This is a genomic window from Salipiger mucosus DSM 16094 (assembly GCF_000442255.1).
Lineage (GTDB): Bacteria > Pseudomonadota > Alphaproteobacteria > Rhodobacterales > Rhodobacteraceae > Salipiger > Salipiger mucosus.
The window spans coordinates 22,482-40,435 of record NZ_KE557287.1; the positions used below are offsets into that span (position 1 = coordinate 22,482).

Here is a 17,954-nt window from a genome sequence, read left to right on the forward strand (position 1 = left end):
GACGGGAGGTCACGGCCAATGCCAAAACGGGAGGACATCTCATGAAACGCTTCATTCTGGGCGCCGCCTCGGCGCTTGTCCTGGGCGCGAGTGGCGCGCTGGCGCAGGACTATCCCACCAAGGAGATCCAGGGGATCATCCAGTGGGGTGCCGGCGGCTCGACCGACACGGTGATGCGCTCGGTCACGCCGCATGCCGAGGAGATCCTCGGCGGCACCGTCGTGCTGCAGAACATGACCGGCGCGGTGGGCGCCATCGCGCTCAACCACGTCGCCGACAGCGCGGCCGACGGCTACACCCTGCTGATGGGCGCCGAGAACCCGCTGCTCTACAAGGTCATGGGCCTGGGCGAGCGTGACTACAGCGCCTTCACCCCGGTGAGCATCCTGGCGCGCGGCACGCCGATCCTCGTGGCCAACACCGAGGCGCCCTTCGACGACTACGCCGGCATGATGGACTACATCGCCGAGAACCCCGGCGAGGTCCGCTTCGGCGCCACGGGTCCGGGCGGCCTGCCCTCCGTCATCACCGGCATGATCGAGTCGGTCGAGGGCGGTCTGGACGTGATCTCGGTGCCCTACGACGGCGACGGCCCGGCGCTGACCGCGCTGCAGGGCGGGGCCATCGACGTGATGCCCGCCGTGCTGGGCGCCTCGATCGAGGGCATCCGCGCGGGCAACATGAAGCCGCTGGCGGTCTTCGACACGCAGGCCAACGACAAGCTGCCCGACGTGCCGGCGGTGACCTCGTTCAACGAGGACTACAACACCTACCTGCCCTGGGGGCCGTTCTTCGGTGTCTTCGTGCCCGAGGGCACGCCCGAGGACGTGGTCGAGAAGCTGTCCAACGCTTACAACGAGGCGGCGCAGAACCCCGAGTTCACCGAGCTCATGGACAGCCGCGGCTACAGCATCATGGCAATCAGCGGCGACGAGGCCGAGCAGTTCCTGACCGACTGGCAGCAGGGCACGACCTGGCTGCTGCAGGACGCGGGCCTGACCAAGAACTCGCCCGAGGATTTCGGCATCGCCCGTCCCGGCGAGTGACGACGTGACGCGGGCGGGCGGTCCGATGGCCGCCCGCCCGGCGCACCGGCCTTGCGCCATCTGCCGGGAGGGCCGGCGCCCGACCGAAGCTGGGCGTTCCTGCCGGCAGAGACCCCGGCACGTCATCCATCGGCCATTTGCCTTCGTTCGAAATGGCAGGCCGGCGTCTCGAGGGCGCCCGAGAGGACGGACGGGCGCGCGAAGCGCTTGATTGCGGGCTCGGGCCTGCGCTCGATGAAACGCCAGCCCCGGCACAGCGGCCCCCGGCCCGACAGATCCACCACCTGGGAGGATACCTCATGGACCCAGACTTTCGTGGCGACAGCGACCACCACGACGGCACCTCCGATGCCACGCCCGGCGGCTATGCCGGGCAGCGGCGGCCCGGGGAACTGGCCTTCGCGCTGTTCCTGCTCGCGGCCAGCCTCTACCTGCTGTGGGACGCCTACGGCATCGCGGGCTTCGAGGCGCTGTCCTCGCCCGGGGCGGTGCCCATGGCGACGACCGCGGCGATGGTGATCTCGGCGCTGATCGTGGTGCTGCGCACCGCGCGGCTGCCGAAGGTCGCGACCGAGAGCGTGGCGCGGGACATCCTGCCGCTCAAGGTGATCCTCTTCGGCGTGCTGCTGCTGGGCTTCGGCCTGCTGCTGGTGCCGCTGGGCTTCCTGCCGACCGCCGCGCTCTTCCTCGTGGTGGCGATCAAGTATCTCTCCGGGCGTGGCTGGGGCTTCACCCTGGCGGTCTCGCTGGGCAGCCTGCTGGTGATCTGGGTGATCTTCCGCATCGTCTTTACCGTGCTGATGCCCGCCGGCATCGTGCCGGAGGCAGAGCTGCTGCAATTCTTCCGCAACCTGGGCAACGGGGGGGCCGAGTGATGGACACGCTCATGGCCATTCTCACGGTCTTCACCCAGCCGCAGCTTCTGCTGCTGGTGGGGCTCGGCACCTTCCTGGGCGTCTACATCGGCGCGATCCCGGGGCTGTCGGTCACCATGGCGGTGTCGATCCTCATTTCCTTCACCTTCTCCTGGGACGTCTACCCGGCGATCTCGCTCATGGTGGGCATCTACATGGGCGGGGTCTACGGCGGTTCGCGCACGGCGATCCTGCTGAACATCCCCGGCGCGCCATCGGCCATCGCCACGGCCATGGACGGCTACCCCATGGCGCAGCGCGGCGAGGCGGGCGAGGCCATCGGCGTCACCACGGTCATGTCCTTCTTCGGCGGGCTCGTGGGCGTCGCGGTGCTGGCGCTGGCCGCGCCCTTCGTGGCCGAGTTCGCGCTGACCTTCCAGCCGCGCGACTACATGCTGCTGGCGGTGCTGGGCATCCTGCTGGTGGGCTCGCTGTCCTCGGGGAGCCTGGTCAAGGGCATCTTCGCCGGCGCCTTCGGCATCGCCATCGGCGCGGTGGGCCGCGACCCGCTGACCTTCGCCGAGCGCTTCACCTTCGATCTGCAGATCATGGAGGGCGGCATCTCGTTCATCGCGGTGATGATCGGCATGTTCGGCATCTCGGAGGCGCTGCTGCAGCTGCACCACGTCGGCACCGATGCGATCCGCCAGCAGATCGACCGCATCGTGCCCTCCTGGGGCACCGTGCGGAAGTACCTGCCGCTTTCGCTGCAGACCTCGTCGATCGGCGTGATCATCGGCGCCCTGCCGGGCACCGGCGGCGACATCGCGGCGCTCATGGCCTACGACCACGCCAAGCGTGTGACGAAAAAGCCCACGCGGCCCTTCGGCACCGGCGCGATGGAGGGGCTGGTGGCGCCCGAGACGGCGAACAACGCCGCCGTGGGCGGGGCCTTCGTGCCGATGATGACGCTGGGCATTCCCGGCGACGCGGTGACCGCGATCATCATCGGGGCGCTCTTCATCCACGGGCTGAACCCCGGGCCGATGCTCATGGTCGACCAGCCGGACATGTTCTGGTTCATCGTCGGCGCCCTGCTGACCGCCAACATGTTCATCCTGATCTGCGGCCTGACGGGCATCAAGCTCTTCACCAAGATCGTCGAGATGCCGCGCTCGGTCCTGATCCCGCTCATCATGCTGCTGTCGGTGGTCGGCGCCTACGCGGTCAACAACTCGGTCACGGATGTCTACTGGATGCTGGGCTTCGGGGTCTTCGGCTACTTCATGCGGCACTACGGCTACCCGCTGGGGCCGGTGATCCTGGGCGTGATCCTGTCGCGGCTGCTGGACGACAACTGGCGCCGCGCGATCATCTCGGAGCGCGAGGACCTGGGCCGTTTCTTCGAGGGCATCTTCACCAGCCCGCTGTCGTTGGTGCTCTTCGTGGCGGTGGTGCTGATCTTCGTCTCGCAGACGCCGCTCTGGCGCATGATCTTCCGCCGCAAGGGCGGCCAGACCGGGGAGTCCGGCAAATGACCGAAGCGAAAACGCTGAAACTGGGGCTGATCGGCGACAACATCGCCAAGTCGCGCGCGCCGGTGCTGCACCGGCTCGCGGGCGAGCAGAACGGCATCGCGGTCACCTACGACCGCCTCGTGCCGCGCGAGATGGGGCTCGACTTCGACGGGGTCTTCGCCCACGCGGCCGAACACTGCCGGGGGATCAACGTGACCTATCCCTACAAGGAGCGCGCCTTCGACAAGGTGACGGTCGAGGACCCGCTGGTGCAAGCGGTGGGCGCGGTGAACACCGTGCTCTTCGAGCCCGGTGGCCCGCGCGGGGCCAACACCGACTACTCGGGCTTCATGGAGGGCTACCGCAAGGTGCGGGGCGATGCGGCGCCCGGCGCGGTGCTGATGATCGGCACCGGGGGCGTGGGCCGCGCGGTAGCCTTCGGCCTCGTCGGGCTGGGCGCCTCGGAGATCCGGCTGGTCGACCGCGACACGGCCAAGGCCGAGGTGCTGGCCGGGGCGCTGCGCGCCGCCGCGCCGATGCTTTCCGTGTCGGTTCACACCGATGCGGCCGAGGCGGCGGCGGGCGTGCAGGGCGTCATCAACTGCACGCCGGTCGGCATGGTGGGCTACGAGGGCACGCCGCTGCCGAAGGAGGCGATGCGCGGCGCCGAGTGGGCCTTCGACGCGGTCTACACGCCGGTCGACACGCAGTTCCTGACCGATGCCGAGGCGCAGGGCCTCGACATCATCTCGGGGTGGGAGCTGTTCTTCTTCCAGGGCGTGCACGCCTGGGACCTCTTCTCGGGCACGCCGCTGGACCACGCCGCGCTCGAGGCCGGGCTGAAGGCTGCAAACTCCGACAGCTGAGTCCGCGCGCGGGCGCGCGCGGGGACTCAGTCCCGCTCGACCAGGAAGTCGAAGTCGCAGCCGTCCTCGGCCTGCAGGATGTGCCGGTCGTAGAGCCAGTCGTAGCCCCGCTTCGGCTCGGGCTTGACGGGCGGCGCCTCCGCGCGGCGGGTCTCGAGCTCGGCGTCGGAGACCAGCAGCTCGAGGCTGCGGGTCGCGACGCTCATGCGGATGCGGTCGCCGTTGCGGACCAGTCCGATGGTGCCGCCCGAGGCGGCGTCGGGCGAGACGTGCAGCACGATGGTGCCGTAGGCGGTGCCGCTCATCCGCGCGTCCGAGATGCGGATCATGTCCGACACGCCCTGCCGCGCCAGCTTCTTCGGGATCGGCAGGTAGCCCGCCTCGGGCATGGCCGAGGGGCTGGTGGGCCCCGCGTTCCGCAGCAGCAGGATGTCGTCGGCCGTCACGTCGAGATCGGGATCGTCGATGCGCGCGGCGAGATCCTCGAGCGAGGAGAAGACCACCGCGCGGGCCTCGGTCTCGAAGAGGTCGGGGTTGGCCGCCGAGCGCTTGAGGATCGCCCCTTTGGGCGCGAGGTTGCCGTAGAGCGCCACGAGGCCGCCGGTCTCGCGCACGGGCTCCGAGGCGGGCGAGATCACGTTGCGGTCGACCCAGGGGTCCGCCGCCTCGATCCGCGCGCCGATGGTCTCGCCGGTCACCGTCGGCGCGTCGAGATGCAGGATGTCGCGCAGCTCGCGCATCACGGCGGGGATGCCGCCGGCGTAGTGCAGGTCCTCCATGTAGTGCTCGCCGGTGGGCTTGAGATCGACCAGCACGGGGGTGCGCTCGGAGATCTCGTTCAGTCGCCGCAGGTCCAGCGGCAGGCCCACGCGCCCGGCGATGGCCGCGAGGTGCAGCACCGCGTTGGTCGAGCCGCCAAGCGCCAGCAGCACGGTCACGGCGTTTTCCAGCGCCTTTTGCGTCAGGATCGCGCGCGGCCTGCGCTCGGTGCCGATCAGTTCGACGGCGAGGCGGCCGGTCTCCTCGGCCATGCGCAGGCGGTCGGCGCTGACGGCGGGGATCGCGGCGGAGTGGGCGGGCATCATGCCCATGGCCTCGGTCAGGCTCGCCATGGTCGAGGCGGTGCCCATCACCGCGCAGGTGCCGGCGGTGGAGGCGAGCTTGCGCTCGACGGTGTCGATCTCCTCCTGGTCGATCTGGCCCGACCGGAACTGCTGCCAGAAGCGGCGGCAGTCGGTGCAGGCGCCCAGGCGGTGCTCCTTGTGGCGGCCGGTCGACATCGGCCCCGCCACCAGCTGCACCGCCGGCAGATTGGCCGACATCGCGCCCATGAGCTGCGCAGGCACCGTCTTGTCGCAGCCGCCCAGCAGCACGACCGAGTCCATCGGCTGCGCGCGCACCATCTCCTCCACGTCCATCGACATGAGGTTGCGGAACTTCAGCGAGGTCGGCGAGAGAAAGACCTCGCCCAGCGAGATCGTGGGGAATTCGAGCGGCAGCGCGCCCGCCGCGAGGACGCCGCGTTTCACGGCCTCGATCATCTCGGGGAAATGCCGGTGGCAGTTGTTGAAGCCCGAGGCCGCGTGGGCGATCCCCACGATGGGCCGGTCGAGCATCTCGCGGCTGTAGCCCATCGAGCTGGCGAAGGACCGCCGGAGGTACTTCGAGAAGGCCGCGTCGCCGTAATTCGTCAGACCGCGGGCGATGCCCTGCGCCTTGTCCTTGCTCATCAGTCTCTCCCTGCTCGGCTGTCGCGGCAGTTCACGTTTTTCGGCTCGCGCTCGTCAAGGATCCCGAGCCGGCCGCCCGGATCTTCCGCAACTTGCCGAAGGGGATGGAGCCGGGTCGCGTTTGATGCGTTGGTCGCGCAGAGCCCCGCGCCAGCTGCCGGCGGGCCGCCCCCGGACGCGCGGGGCGGCCACGGACCCATCGCCTCGAGACAGATCACCAGAGCAAAGGACAGACCAATGCAACGCAGACCCCTTGGCACCACCGGCTTCGAGATCGCGCCCATCGTCTTCGGCGGCAACGTGCTGGGCTGGACGACCGACGAGGCGGAGAGCTTTCGCGTGCTCGACGCCTTCATCGACCACGGCTTCGACACCATCGACACCGCCGACATCTATTCCGCCTGGGCCGAGGGCCACTCGGGCGGCGAATCCGAGACCGTGCTGGGCAAGTGGTTCGCCGCGCGCCCGGGCATGCGCGACCGGGTGAAGCTCTTCACCAAGGTCGGCTCGGACATGGGCGGTCCGGGCGAGAAGGGCCTCTCGGAGGACTGGATCCTGAAGGCGGTCGACAGGTCGCTGGACCGGCTGCAGGTCGAGACCATCGACCTCTACTTCTCGCACTGGCCGGACCCCGACACCTCGCACGCCGAGACACTGGGCGCCTACGACAAGCTGCTGAAGGCCGGCAGGGTGCGCGCCATCGGCGCCTCGAACTACGACGCCACGCTGCTGAAAGGCGCGCTCGACACTGCCGAGGCCGAGGGGCTGCCCGCCTACAAGGTCGTGCAGCCCGAGTACAATCTCTACGACCGGGGCAGCTTCGAGGGGCCGCTGCAGGATCTCTGCGTCGAGAAGGACATCGGCGTCGTCACCTATTTCTCGCTCGCCGCCGGCTTCCTGACGGGCAAGTACCGCTCGGAGGCGGATCTTGAGGGCCGCAAGCGCGCGGGCATGGTCGGGAAATACATGACCGAACGCGGGATGCGCCTGCTGGACGCGCTGGAAGAGATTGCCGCGGCGCATGGCGTCGGCGCGGCCGAGGTCTCGCTCGCCTGGCTCATGGCGCAGAAAGGCGTGACCGCCCCCATTGCAAGCGCCACGAGCGTGAGCCAGGTCGAGCGCTTCGCGACGGCGGCGACGCTGAAGCTGTCCGGGGAAGACCTCTCGCGGCTATCAGGCGCCGGGGCCTGAGACCGGGAAAGCGGCGTGCCGCCTCCATCATGGCCGATGGGACGCCTTGGCCTGAAGGCACCCGGTCTCTACGGGCCGCGCGAGAAGTACGCGGCCAAGTCGTGGATGTCGCTGTCGCTCAAGGTGCGTGCGGCGGCTGCCATGAGATGCGCGCGGGGCGTCTCCGGGACCGGGCCGTCGCGATACATGTGCAGCCAGTTGACCAGCCAGTAGCCGTCCTGCCCGGCGATCTTCGGCGTGTCGTCGCGTTTCGGCCCCTCGGCGCCGCTGCCGTGGCAGGAGACGCAGCTGGCGATGTCGTCATGTTCGCTGCCCTGCGTCGCAAGCTCTTCGCCCCGTTCGGCATCGCCCAGGGGGAAGGGGGTGCCGCGCCACGTCGCGTCCATGCCGGCGTAGCGGGCGGCGATTCTCCCGATGGCTTCGTCGCCGAGGGGGGCGGCGACGGGCTCCATGAACCCGCTCTCGCGATGGCCGGCGGAATAGGCGCCCAGCACCCGGGCCAGCCATGCCCCGGACTGGCCTGCGAGCTTCGGCGCGGTGCCGTCACGGCCCAGTCCGTCCTCGCCGTGGCATCGGGCGCAGGTCACCTCCTGAGGGATCGGCGCCGGAGCGGCTCCGAAGGGAACGCCCTCGGGCTCGTAGACCCCGGCCCGGCCGAAGGCCGCCTCCTCGAACCCGGCGCGGTCGAAGCTGTCGTAGCGCGCGAGGAAGGCAGCCATGGCCCAGGGCTCGTCGTCGCGGCTCTTCCCGGGCCATGCCGGCATGCCGGTGTACTTGAAGCCGTGGCGGGCGATCCACCAGAACTCCTTGGCGTCGAAGTCCTCGGAGGTGAGCTTCGGCGGCGCGGGGCGCATCCCCTGCGCGACGGGATTGCGGTCAATGCCGGGGCCGCCGTGGCAGGTCAGGCAGCCGGTGGCGAAATGTCCGGCGCCGAGGCGGATCAGGCCCGGGTTCTCGAGATCGACATGCGGCGGAATTTCCACCGAGCGGGCGCGCACGGCGACGGCGTTGCCGAGGTAGCCGTGCAGGACGTTGGCCACCCCCGGCAGGTGCGGCACCGAGGCGGCGATGTTGTAGGGGGCGACGAAGTAGAACGCGCCGCCGGCCAGGGCCACGGCGGCAAGAGCTCCGAGGATATAGCGCCTCATGCGGGGGCCTCCGTCAGTTTCAGCGCCTGCCCCAGCCGGCGCAGCGCCGCAGCGAGGTAGATGGCGCCGCCGGCCCCGGCCATCATCGCGCCGGCGACCTGCTGTTCCTGCAGGGCGCTCAGGCCCAGGTGCCCGGCGCAGATGTCGCCGTAGAGATCGCGCGGCGAGAGCCCGATCAGCGCGCCGAGCAGCGTCATGTGCATGGTCGTGGCAAGCAGCACCACCGCGCCGCCGAAGCCTCCGGCGGCCCGCACCGTGGCCCAGAGCAGCACGCCCGCGCCGAGAAAGCTCGCCTGTTCGAGCACGAAGCCGGTCGTCGTCAGCCGGGCCCAGAGATGCAGCGAGGGCAGGTGCCATGCCCAGACCGCCAGCATCTCGACCACGGCGCCAAGCGTCAGCGCCATGGCGCCCGAAGGCAGGGGCAGCCGGGGGGCGTAGAGCGCGGGCACCAGCGCCGTGACGCCGAGGTGCAGCACCATGTGCAGCACCATGGAGCCGGTCGCGAGCCCCGGCAGGGGCGACAGCCAGAGCGCGGCGAGCAGAGCCAGCGCGAGGAGGCGGCGCGCGCTCAGCATGTGGCGAAGACCAGTCCGGGGATCACCGTGAAGATGATCGCCACCACGGAGAGCACGCAGAGCAGCAGCGTGACGTGGCCGATGAAGCGGTCCCGGCCACGTTCGGAGCTTTCGGTGATTTCCTCGAAGATCACGAAAACCCCGCCGTAGCGCCGCACCGCGATCCGGCCGAGCCATGCGATCGCCGCCGCGCCGATCACCCCGAGCCCGACGATGATCCAGCGCGGTTCGACCAGCGAGGCCATGGGCGCGGCCTTGGCGCACCAGATCGCGGCGACCCAGTAGCTGAGCAGGAAATGCGCCGCCCAGATCGAGGGCACCGCGACGAGGATCCAGACAGACCCCTGGTCGACGACGCGAGGCGCGTCTCCGGGCGGGGTGACGTGGCGCGGCTGTTCGTCGGAGCCGTGTCTCATGGGCCGACCCCCATCAGCAGCGGGAAGACCGCGAGCAGGGCGAAGGTCGTCACGGCCGTCAGCGCAAGGAAATGCGTGAACAGCGTGAGGTTCATCAGGTCCGCGCGATACTCGGGCGTGCAGTGGCCGAACTTCACCCGCGCCGCGACGTAGAGATGCATCACCCAGTTGAGCAGCAGGTGCAGCCCCATCCACAGGATCAGCATCCAGACCATGGCGTCAAAGCTCTGCGCCGTGGGGTCGAGGCCCTGCGTCCACGCCGCCCAGATCCAAGCGCCGATCCCGAGCGCGCCGATGGGCAGTGCGCCGACGAGCAGCGCCATGGCCAGCCCGCGCTGGCCGCGTCCCAGCGTCCCGCGCGCGGCGACGGTCATCGCCCAGGACCCGAACAGCAGCGCGAGGCCCGCCAGCAGCCAGCCGAAGCCCGGCAGGCGGTCGGCCGAGGGCAGGAAACCGGGCAGCGCGGTCCAGTAGAAGAAGTAGGAGAAGACCAGCCCCATGAAGGCGGTCATGTCGCCCGTCATCGTGATGAAGACGGCCCACCAGCCGGGGGACCGGTTGCCCTGCGCGTATGTCGGCAGGGTCAGGCCGCGCCCGGCGTATTTCTCGGGCGTTTCGGGAATGCGTGACGTGCCCGTCCAGAGCCACCAGAGCGTGAAGCCCGCGAAGCCCGCGCCGAAGATCAGCGTGATCGTCCAGAGGTGGAAGGTCGCGAGGATGAAGGCCGCGCCAAGGCAGAATGCCGCGCCGAGGGTGAGGAAGGTCGGACCGCCCACGCGCTGCACGAAGAGCGGGCGGGCGTCGAGGATGTCGGTCACGATGAGCTCGCGCTTGCCCTCCTGTGCGTCGGGCAGGAACCACTCGCCGCGGTCGACCTGGCCCATGAGGTCCTCCTGCTCCCACAGCGGGTAACGGGTGTGGATGTAGGGGATCGAGCGAATGCCCCACGGCTTGTCCGGCACCTCGGCCGACCACTCCATCGTGCCCGCGTTCCAGATGTTGCGCGCCACGGGGGGCTGCTTGCCGCGCGGCCAGAGCACGTTCACCGCCAGCACCGCGAAGCCCGCCGCGAAGACGAAGGCGCCCAGGGTCGAGACCATGTTGAGCACCGCCCAGCCGTCGGTGAGGTCGTAGGTCCAGACCCGGCGGGGCATCCCCATGACGCCGGTCCAGTGCATCGGCAGGAAGGCGAGGTTGAAGCCGCCGAACATGAGCCAGAAGCTCCAGGTGCCCGCGCGGTCGTTCATCTTGCGCTGCGTGGTGAAGGGATACCAGTAGTGGATGCCGGCGAAGAGCGGGAAGAGCATGCCGCCGATCAGCGTGTAATGCAGGTGTGCCACGACGAAGTAGCTGTCATGCGCCTGCCAGTCGAAGGGCACCAGCGCCACCATCACGCCGGTCAGCCCGCCGAAGACGAAGATCGCCAGCGCCCCGCCCGCGAAGAGCATCGGCACCGAGGGGCGGACCTTGGAGACGAGCATCGTCGCGATGAAGCAGAAGATCTGGATGCCGGTGGGCACGGCGACCGCCTCGGACGCGGCCGAGAAGAAGCTCAGCGAGATCTCTGGCAGGCCCGTGGTGAACATGTGGTGCACCCAGAGCCCGAAGCTCAGGAAGGCGACCCCGACGGCGCTCAGCACGATCCAGGAGTGTCCCACCATGGGCCGGCCCGCGAAGGTCGGCAGCATGGTCGCGATGAGCGCGATCGAGGGCAGGAAGATGATGTAGACCTCGGGGTGGCCGAAGATCCAGAACAGGTGCTGCCACAGCAGCGGGTCGCCGCCCCGGTCGGGGTCGAAGAAGGCCCAGCCGAAGGCGCGCTCCATCTCGAGCAGCAGGTCGCCCGCGATCAGCGGCGGGAAGGCGAAGAGGATCATCCCCGCCACGACCAGCACGTACCAGCAATAGAGCGGCATGAGGTTCAGCCGCATCCCCGGCGGGCGCGACTTCAGCACGCCGACGATCAGCTCGACAGCGGCGGCGATGGAGCTGACCTCGATGAAGGACAGACCCAGCAGCCAGATGTCGGCGCCGAGGCCGGAATAGTCCGGGTTCGAGGAGAGCGGCGTGTACATGAACCAGCCGCCGTCGGGCGCCACGCCGAAGAAGATCGAGCCGCAGACGAAGACGCCGCCGATGATGAAGCACCAGAAGCCGAAGGCCGAGAGCCGCGGGAAGGGCAGGTCGCGCGCGCCGAGGATCTCGGGCAGCACGAGGATCGCCACCGCCTCGAAGATCGGCACCGCGAAGAGGAACATCATCGCCGTGCCGTGCAGCGTGAAGAGCTGGTTGTAGAGGCTCTGGCTGAAGAGCTCGTTGTTCGGCACCGCGAGCTGCACGCGGATCAGAAGCGCGAGGATGCCGGCGAAGGTGAAGAAGGCGAAGGAGGTCAGCAGGTACCACTTGCCGATGTAGTCGTTGTTGACCGCCGAGATGATCTTCCAGCCGGGCGGCGCGCGCCAGACGTCCAGGAGCCGTTTGCGCTGCGCCTTGTCGCGGGCCTCGTCGTAGGGCTCGGGCGGCGGCAGGCGGGAGAGGTCGATCTCGTCGGTCATGGGCGCGTCAGTCCAGGCTCATCAGGAAGGCGACGAGCCGGTCGAGCCGCGCGCCGGAGAGGTCGGGGTAGGGAGGCATGTCGATGTCGGGCTTCATCTCGTGGGTCTCGGTGATCCACCGCGCCATGTTCCCTGGCGTCATCTCGTAGATGCCCGCGCCAAGCTTTTCGCGCGCGGCCAGGTGGGTCAGGTCCGGCCCGACCGGGCCCGCAGCCTCCGTGCCGCGGATGGTGTGGCAGGCGCCGCAGCCTTCCTCGGCAAAGACCGTGTAGCCGGGATCCCCGGCCGCGACCTGCGCCGGCTCGGCCTCATGCGCGAGCCATGCCTCGAAATCGGCTTGCTCCATCACGATGGCATCGAACCGCATGAGCGCATGGGCGCCGCCGCAGTATTCGGCGCAGAGCCCGCCCCAGTTGCCGGTCTTCACCGGCGTCAGCGTCAGCCGGGTCTCGCGGCCGGGGATCATGTCCATCTTGCCGCCGAGCGCGGGCACCCAGAAGCTGTGGATCACGTCGTCGGCGGTGAGCCGGAACAGGGCCGTCCGGTCGACCGGCAGCCGGATCTCGTTCGCGGTGACGACGTCGCCTTCGGACGTTTCGTAGATCACCCGCCACCACCATCGCTCGCCGTCCACCCTGACGGTCAGGTCGCCCTCGTCGGCGGTGATGTCGCGCAGGATGACAAGGCCCCAGACCAGCAGCGTGCCGACGAGCACCGAGGGAAACACCGCGCCGCCCCAGATGATGAAGCGCCGCGCCTGGGTTTCGAGGGACGGATCGACCTGCCGACGGTGGGCATAGACCGCCGCGCCGATCACGAGGCACCAGATCACGGCCGCACCGATCAGCAGGACCCAGAACAGCCCTTCGACGCGATCGGCCTCGGCCCCGGCGGAGGCCAGCCAGTTGTGGCGTCCCGAGCAACCGGCCAGGAACAGCGGAAGTGTGAGGTAGATGGAAAACCGCAAGTTTCCGCCCTGTCCGGAGCTCGATCTGACGCACAACTCGCGAGTGCGTGAAGCGTTCCGGCAAGACTGCACTTGCGCAAATGTCTGGTGCCATGTGGCGCCGGTGCGGACTCGCGTGCCAGCTTCGGAGCCGGGCCGCTCAGGCGCCGCCGGTAACCTCTGCCGCGGCTCTGGCGATGATCCAGTCGCAGGTTTTCTGCGCCGGCTCGGAGCGTTTCCGGAACGGGTCCTCCAGGTAGAACGACTGCGTCCCCGCGAGATCGCAATCCTCGAGGCAGGGCACCAGTCCAAGCGAGCCCTGAAGGAAGTCGGAGACCGGCCTGCGTGCCAGCGCGATGCCCGCGCCGCCGGAGGCCAGCGACAGCGCCATCTGGGTCGACTCCGTGTGGATCGCGCGCGCCAGCCGAAAGTCCAGTCCCTCCCGCGCCAGCAGGGTCTGCCACCCGGTGCGGTGAAAGCCGATCTCGATCAGCGTTTCGGATATGAGATCGCCGGGCGTGCCGATCCGGTCGGCGATCTCGGCGCGTGCGACCGGCGTGATCCTTTCGCCGAACAACATCATCGCGTCCGGCGGCGGCACGCGTGCAAAGCTGATCTCGATGACGTCCGCCTCGTCCGGGGTCTCCTCCTGCGCGGCACCCGAGACGATGTGCAGCCGGACATCGGGATTGTCGGCCCGGAAGTCCTGCAGGTGGCTGGCAAGCCAGGACGCATTGAACACGAAGGGCGCCCGGAGGATGACCGGCCGGTTCTGCCGTGTCCCGAACAGCGACAGGGCCGATCCCTCGAGGGCCATGAGCGACTCGCGCACGACGGGCAGGAACGCGCGCCCGGCGGCCGTCAGTGTCACGCTGTGCGGGCCCCGGTCGAAGAGGCGTGCGCCCAGGTGGGTCTCGAGAGCCGCGATCTGCTTGCTCAGCGCGGCGGGCGAGACATTCAGCGCGGCAGCGGCGCGGGCAAAGCTTTCGTGCTGACCAGCCGCATCGAAGGCGCGGATCCAGTTCAACGAAGGGATGCGGGACATGGGCATGATCGCAGGCTAACGAAAGGTTGGCCTGACGCCACAATTTTCGCGTTTGCGGGTCGCGAATTCGATGTCCTATCCAATGAACCATGACAAGGAGGAGGATAACCCAGATGTCGAACCAACTGAGCGACCGCCAGGTCCAGGCCTACGAGCGCGACGGTTTTGTTTGTCCCGTCGACGTGTTTTCCGCACAAGAGGCTGCGGAGCTGCGCCGTGAATACGAAAAGATCGAGGCACAGGCCGCGACAGACCCGGAAACCAAGGCGGCGCTGCGCGACGATGGCTTCATCTCCGTGCCGCTCGTGCACCGGATCGTCACCGACCCGCGCGTGGTCGATGCCGTGGAATCCGTGATGGGGCCGGACATCCTGGCCTGGGGCTGCAGTTTCTTCGTCAAGGAGCCCCGCTCCCCGTCCTACATCAGCTGGCACCAGGACCTGCATTACTGGGGTCTCGACGAGAGCGAGGAAGTGACCGCCTGGATTGCCCTGTCGCCGGCGCCGGTCGAGGCCGGATGCATGCGCTTTGCCAAGGGCAGCCACAAGAGCAAGGTCTCGCACCGCGACACCTTCGACGAGCGCAACCTGCTCAGCCGCGGCCAGGAGATCGAGGTGGACGTGGACGAGGCCGATGCCGTCGAGGCCGCGCTGCGCCCCGGCCAGATGTCGCTGCACCACGGACTGACGATCCACGCCTCGAACCCGAACACCACCGACGACCGGCGGATCGGTCTTGCGGTCCGCTACATCCGGACCTCGATGCGGCAGACCAGCGACGTGCGGCAGACGGCCAAGCTGGTGCGCGGCACCGACGCCTACGGGTATTTCGACCTGATGCCCGAGCCGTCGGGGCTGTTCGATCCTGCGGATCTGGCCCGGCACACCGCCGCGCTGCGCGCCAAGCGCGAGGTGCAGATGAAAGGCACCGAGATGAAGGTCTGAGCCCATCCGGGCAATATTGGTGGCCGCCTTGGGAAAGGCGGCCACGCAGGCAACCGGGAGCGGCGCGCGCACCCCGCGCGCCGCGAGGCCGGAGCCTAGCCCATCAGCAGGTCGGGCAGAAAGGTCACGATCCCCGGCACGAGCACCAGCAGCAGGAGCACCGCCAGCAGCGAGACGAAGAACGGCCAGGCCTCGCGCGCGAAGGTGCCGACGCTGACGCCGAGGATCGAGCAGGAGGTGAACATCAGCGTGCCGACCGGCGGGGTGACGCCGCCGATGGTCAGGTTCACGACCATCACGATACCGAAGTGCAGCGGGTCGATGCCCACCTGCGTCACCGCCGGAACAAGGATCGGCGTCAGCAGGATCAGCGCCGCCGTGCCCTCGATCAGCATGCCGATGAAGAGCAGCAGCGCGTTGATGAGCAGCAGCAGCAGGAGCGGGTTCTCGGTGACGCTCAGCAGCAGCGCCGCGCCGCGCGAGGGGATCTGCTCCCAGGTCATGTAGAAGCCGAAGGCGCCGGCGGCGCAGATGATGAGCATCACCACCGCCGTGGCCAGCACCGTCTCGCGGATGATCGCGGGCAGGGCCGAGAGCTTCAGTTCGCGGTGCCAGAAGAGCCCGATGAGCGAGGCGTAGACCACGGTCATCGCGCCGGCCTCGGTCGGGGTGAAGATCCCCTGCCGGATGCCGATCAGGATGAAGGCGATGATCGAGAGCGCGCCGAGCGCCTCGACGAAGGCACGGCCGACCTCGGGCGGGGTCGCGCGTTCGGCGCGGGTCGGGCGATAGTTGCGGCGGCGCGCCAGCACGCGCACGACCAGCATCAGCGTCACGGTGATGACCACGCCGGGCAGGACGCCGCCGATGAACAGCCGCCCGACCGAGACATCGCCGAGGAAGCCGTAGAGGATCAGCCCGATGCCCGGCGGGATGATCGGCGTGATGACCGACGAACAGGTGCAGACCGCTGCGGTGAAGCCCGGCGAGTAGCCGCGCCGCACCATCTCGGAGCCCAGCATCTTGGCCTGCATCGCCGCGTCCGCGTTGGCCGAGGCCGAGAGACCGCCCATCAGCGCCGAGAGCACCACGTTGGACTGGGCCAGGCCGCCGACGGTGTGCCCGACCAGCGCATCGGCGAAGCCGAGCAGGCGCCGGGTGATGCCGGCGTGGTTCATGATCGTGCCGGCGCAGATGAAGAAGGGCACGGCCAGCAGCGGAAAGGATTCGGTCGAGGCGGCGATCTTCTGCACGAAGGCGTTGATCGGCAGCCCGGCGCCCATGAGGAAGAAGCTCAGCGAGGCCATGGCGATGGCCAGCGCGATGGGGACGTTCAGCAGGAAGAGCCCCAGCATGATCGCGATCGGTGTCAGGCCCATCCGGCATCTCCTTCTCCCGCGGCGTCGCCGGGCTCCGGCCGGCCCCGGAACCGGCGCAGCGCGATGCCGAGGTAGCGCAGCAGCATGCAGGCAAAGCCCGCCACCACGGCGGCGTAGAGGATCGCGCGGGGCCAGCGCAGGATCGGCAGCGGGTCGTCCATCGACTCGAGGCAGAAGCCGACGCCCAGCCAGGTGACATAGCCGAGGAAGGCCAGCACCAGCGCGTCGACCGCGGCCCCCAACCAGCGCCGGACGGGGGCGGGCAGCCGCACCCAGAGGATGTCGATGCTCATGTGCATGCCGTGCTTGAAGGCCGCGGCGCCGCCCATGAAGATCAGCCAGGCGAAGGCCACCGACGAGATGTCTCCGGTCCAGGCGGCGGGGGTTGCGGTGACGTAGCGCGTCAGCACCCCCCAGCAGACGGTCGCGACGAGCACGACCAATGCGGCGCCCGCCACGAACTCTTCGGCATGTGCGAGCAGGGGGTGGGCCTTGCGCCTGCGTGGCGGGGTCGTCATCGGTGCTGGCTCCCGGGGAAAAGCATGTCGCGGGACTCGAAAACGCCGGCGACCCTTGGGGGCCGCCGGCGCAGGTGCGGTCACTCGGCGTCGAGGATGCCACGAATCGTGTCGTAGAGGCCGGGCGTCCACTCGGGGAAGGACTCGTAGACGCTTGCGGTCTTCTCGCGGAAGGCGGCGATGTCCACGTCCTCGACGATGGTGACGCCCGCGTCGCTGAACTGCTGCTTGTATTCTTCCTCGCGCTCGAGGGTGAGCTCGGTCGCCAGCTCGCCGGCCTCGGCGCCGACCTCTGTCATGACCTGCTGGATGTCCTCGGGCAGGCCCGAGAAGTAGTCGGCGTTGATGACCCAGAAGGTGAAGGCGGTGAAGTGCGTGGTCATCGAGATCGTGTCGCGGGTCTCGTGCAGCTTGGAGCCCCAGAGCGAGCCCAGCGGCGCCTCGGCGGCCTCGACGACGTTCTGCTGCAGCGCGCTGTAGACCTCGGCCCATTCGACCGTGGTGGGACGGGCGCCCATCGCCTCGAAGGTCTTGATGAAGACGGTGTTCGGCGGCACCCGGACGGTCATGCCCTCGACGTCGGCTGGCGCGCGGACCGGCTCGTCCGAGAGCATGTTGCGGCCGCCGAAGAGGGCGTTGTCCACGAGGAAGGTGATGCCTTCCTGCTCGAACTCGGCCTTGATGCCGTCGAACCACTCGGAGTCGACCAGCGCGTCGAACTGGGACGGATCGTCCAGCAGGTAGGGCCCTTCCAGCACGCCGATGTCGGGCACGAAGTCGGACAGGTAGCCCGAGGAGGTGACCGAGATCATCGGCGCGCCCTGGCGCATCATCTGGTTCACGTCCTTCTCGCTGCCCAGCTGCTGGGCCGGGAAGACCTGGATCTCGACGCGGCCGTCAGTGCGCTTGGCCACTTCCTCGGCAAAGAAGGTCGCCGCCTGGTTGGTGGGCTCCTGCGGCGAGAGCGAGTTGGCGAGCCGGATCGTGTAGTCGGCGGCCATGAGCGGCGTGGCGCCCGCGATGCCCGTGGCAATCAGCACTGCGCTCGTGAATCTCTTCATGACGGTCTCCTCCCGAATGATGAAGCCGGCACACCTCCCGCATGCCGCACTTTTTATATGAAGAGAGTCTTCACATATAATAAAATGCCGAGTCAACAGCCCCGTGACCACGTCCTGGCGGGACCTTCTCAAAAGTTCTGCCAGGAGCTTTCGGCGCGTGCTC

General features: G+C 68.9%; 16 protein-coding genes. 6 read left to right on the forward strand and 10 right to left on the reverse strand.

The window, feature by feature from the left end:
- Positions 1–41: 41 nt before the first annotated feature.
- From SALMUC_RS25575 to SALMUC_RS25590, 4 genes are all read left to right on the forward strand, one after another.
- The gene (locus tag SALMUC_RS25575; RefSeq protein ID WP_020041216.1) at positions 42–1,046 is read left to right on the forward strand and encodes a Bug family tripartite tricarboxylate transporter substrate binding protein; all 1,005 of its coding nucleotides are present in this window, start codon (positions 42–44) and stop codon (positions 1,044–1,046) included.
- Positions 1,047–1,345: 299 nt separating this feature from the next.
- A complete protein-coding gene (locus SALMUC_RS25580; RefSeq protein ID WP_020041215.1) occupies positions 1,346–1,921 on the forward strand; it encodes a tripartite tricarboxylate transporter TctB family protein in 576 nt (191 codons plus the stop codon).
- The gene (locus SALMUC_RS25585) at positions 1,921–3,438 is read left to right on the forward strand and encodes a tripartite tricarboxylate transporter permease (RefSeq protein WP_020041214.1); all 1,518 of its coding nucleotides are present in this window, start codon (positions 1,921–1,923) and stop codon (positions 3,436–3,438) included. The genes SALMUC_RS25580 and SALMUC_RS25585 overlap by 1 nt, the downstream gene beginning before the upstream one ends.
- A complete protein-coding gene (locus tag SALMUC_RS25590; RefSeq protein ID WP_020041213.1) occupies positions 3,435–4,283 on the forward strand; it encodes a shikimate dehydrogenase family protein in 849 nt (282 codons plus the stop codon). The genes SALMUC_RS25585 and SALMUC_RS25590 overlap by 4 nt, the downstream gene beginning before the upstream one ends.
- A gap of 26 nt (positions 4,284–4,309) precedes the next feature.
- On the opposite strand, the gene SALMUC_RS25595 is transcribed toward SALMUC_RS25590, so the two are convergent.
- The gene (locus SALMUC_RS25595; RefSeq protein WP_020041212.1) at positions 4,310–6,013 is read right to left on the reverse strand and encodes a dihydroxy-acid dehydratase; all 1,704 of its coding nucleotides are present in this window, start codon (positions 6,011–6,013) and stop codon (positions 4,310–4,312) included.
- 237 nt (positions 6,014–6,250) lie between these two features.
- Between SALMUC_RS25595 and SALMUC_RS25600 the strand changes: the two genes are divergently transcribed.
- On the forward strand, positions 6,251–7,204 hold the full coding sequence (locus SALMUC_RS25600; RefSeq protein ID WP_020041211.1) for an aldo/keto reductase: 954 nt from the start codon (positions 6,251–6,253) through the stop codon (positions 7,202–7,204).
- Positions 7,205–7,272: 68 nt separating this feature from the next.
- On the opposite strand, the gene SALMUC_RS25605 is transcribed toward SALMUC_RS25600, so the two are convergent.
- The 6 genes from SALMUC_RS25605 to SALMUC_RS25630 all read right to left on the reverse strand — a co-directional run bounded on the left by SALMUC_RS25605 (position 7,273) and on the right by SALMUC_RS25630 (position 13,889).
- Positions 7,273–8,352 (reverse strand): c-type cytochrome, encoded by a 1,080-nt coding sequence (locus SALMUC_RS25605; RefSeq protein ID WP_020041210.1) that lies wholly within the window; start codon positions 8,350–8,352, stop codon positions 7,273–7,275.
- Positions 8,349–8,927: a cytochrome c oxidase assembly protein gene (locus SALMUC_RS25610; protein WP_020041209.1), complete on the reverse strand. Its 579-nt coding sequence runs from the start codon at positions 8,925–8,927 to the stop codon at positions 8,349–8,351. The genes SALMUC_RS25605 and SALMUC_RS25610 overlap by 4 nt, the downstream gene beginning before the upstream one ends.
- Positions 8,921–9,343 carry a hypothetical protein gene (locus tag SALMUC_RS25615; protein WP_020041208.1) on the reverse strand — a complete coding sequence of 141 codons (423 nt, stop codon included), beginning with the start codon at positions 9,341–9,343 and terminating at the stop codon, positions 8,921–8,923. Before SALMUC_RS25615 ends, SALMUC_RS25610 begins: the two co-directional genes overlap by 7 nt.
- Positions 9,340–11,898 (reverse strand): cytochrome c oxidase subunit I, encoded by a 2,559-nt coding sequence (gene ctaD, locus SALMUC_RS25620; protein ID WP_020041207.1) that lies wholly within the window; start codon positions 11,896–11,898, stop codon positions 9,340–9,342. The genes SALMUC_RS25615 and ctaD overlap by 4 nt, the downstream gene beginning before the upstream one ends.
- A 7-nt stretch (positions 11,899–11,905) precedes the next feature.
- Positions 11,906–12,865 (reverse strand): cytochrome c oxidase subunit II, encoded by a 960-nt coding sequence (gene coxB, locus SALMUC_RS25625; RefSeq protein WP_020041206.1) that lies wholly within the window; start codon positions 12,863–12,865, stop codon positions 11,906–11,908.
- A gap of 139 nt (positions 12,866–13,004) precedes the next feature.
- Positions 13,005–13,889, reverse strand: a complete 885-nt coding sequence (locus SALMUC_RS25630; RefSeq protein WP_020041205.1) for a LysR family transcriptional regulator — start codon at positions 13,887–13,889, stop codon at positions 13,005–13,007.
- Positions 13,890–14,002: 113 nt separating this feature from the next.
- Here SALMUC_RS25630 and SALMUC_RS25635 point away from each other — a divergent pair, with 113 nt between their 5' ends.
- A complete protein-coding gene (locus SALMUC_RS25635; RefSeq protein ID WP_020041204.1) occupies positions 14,003–14,833 on the forward strand; it encodes a phytanoyl-CoA dioxygenase family protein in 831 nt (276 codons plus the stop codon).
- Positions 14,834–14,928: 95 nt separating this feature from the next.
- Here SALMUC_RS25635 and SALMUC_RS25640 read toward each other — a convergent pair whose 3' ends face one another.
- From SALMUC_RS25640 to SALMUC_RS25650, 3 genes are all read right to left on the reverse strand, one after another.
- Positions 14,929–16,212 carry a TRAP transporter large permease gene (locus SALMUC_RS25640; protein ID WP_020041203.1) on the reverse strand — a complete coding sequence of 428 codons (1,284 nt, stop codon included), beginning with the start codon at positions 16,210–16,212 and terminating at the stop codon, positions 14,929–14,931.
- Positions 16,203–16,730 carry a TRAP transporter small permease gene (locus SALMUC_RS25645; protein WP_020041202.1) on the reverse strand — a complete coding sequence of 176 codons (528 nt, stop codon included), beginning with the start codon at positions 16,728–16,730 and terminating at the stop codon, positions 16,203–16,205. The genes SALMUC_RS25640 and SALMUC_RS25645 overlap by 10 nt, the downstream gene beginning before the upstream one ends.
- Positions 16,731–16,810: 80 nt before the next feature.
- Positions 16,811–17,791, reverse strand: coding sequence for a C4-dicarboxylate TRAP transporter substrate-binding protein (locus tag SALMUC_RS25650; RefSeq protein ID WP_020041201.1), 981 nt, complete (start codon positions 17,789–17,791; stop codon positions 16,811–16,813).
- Positions 17,792–17,954: the final 163 nt, after the last annotated feature.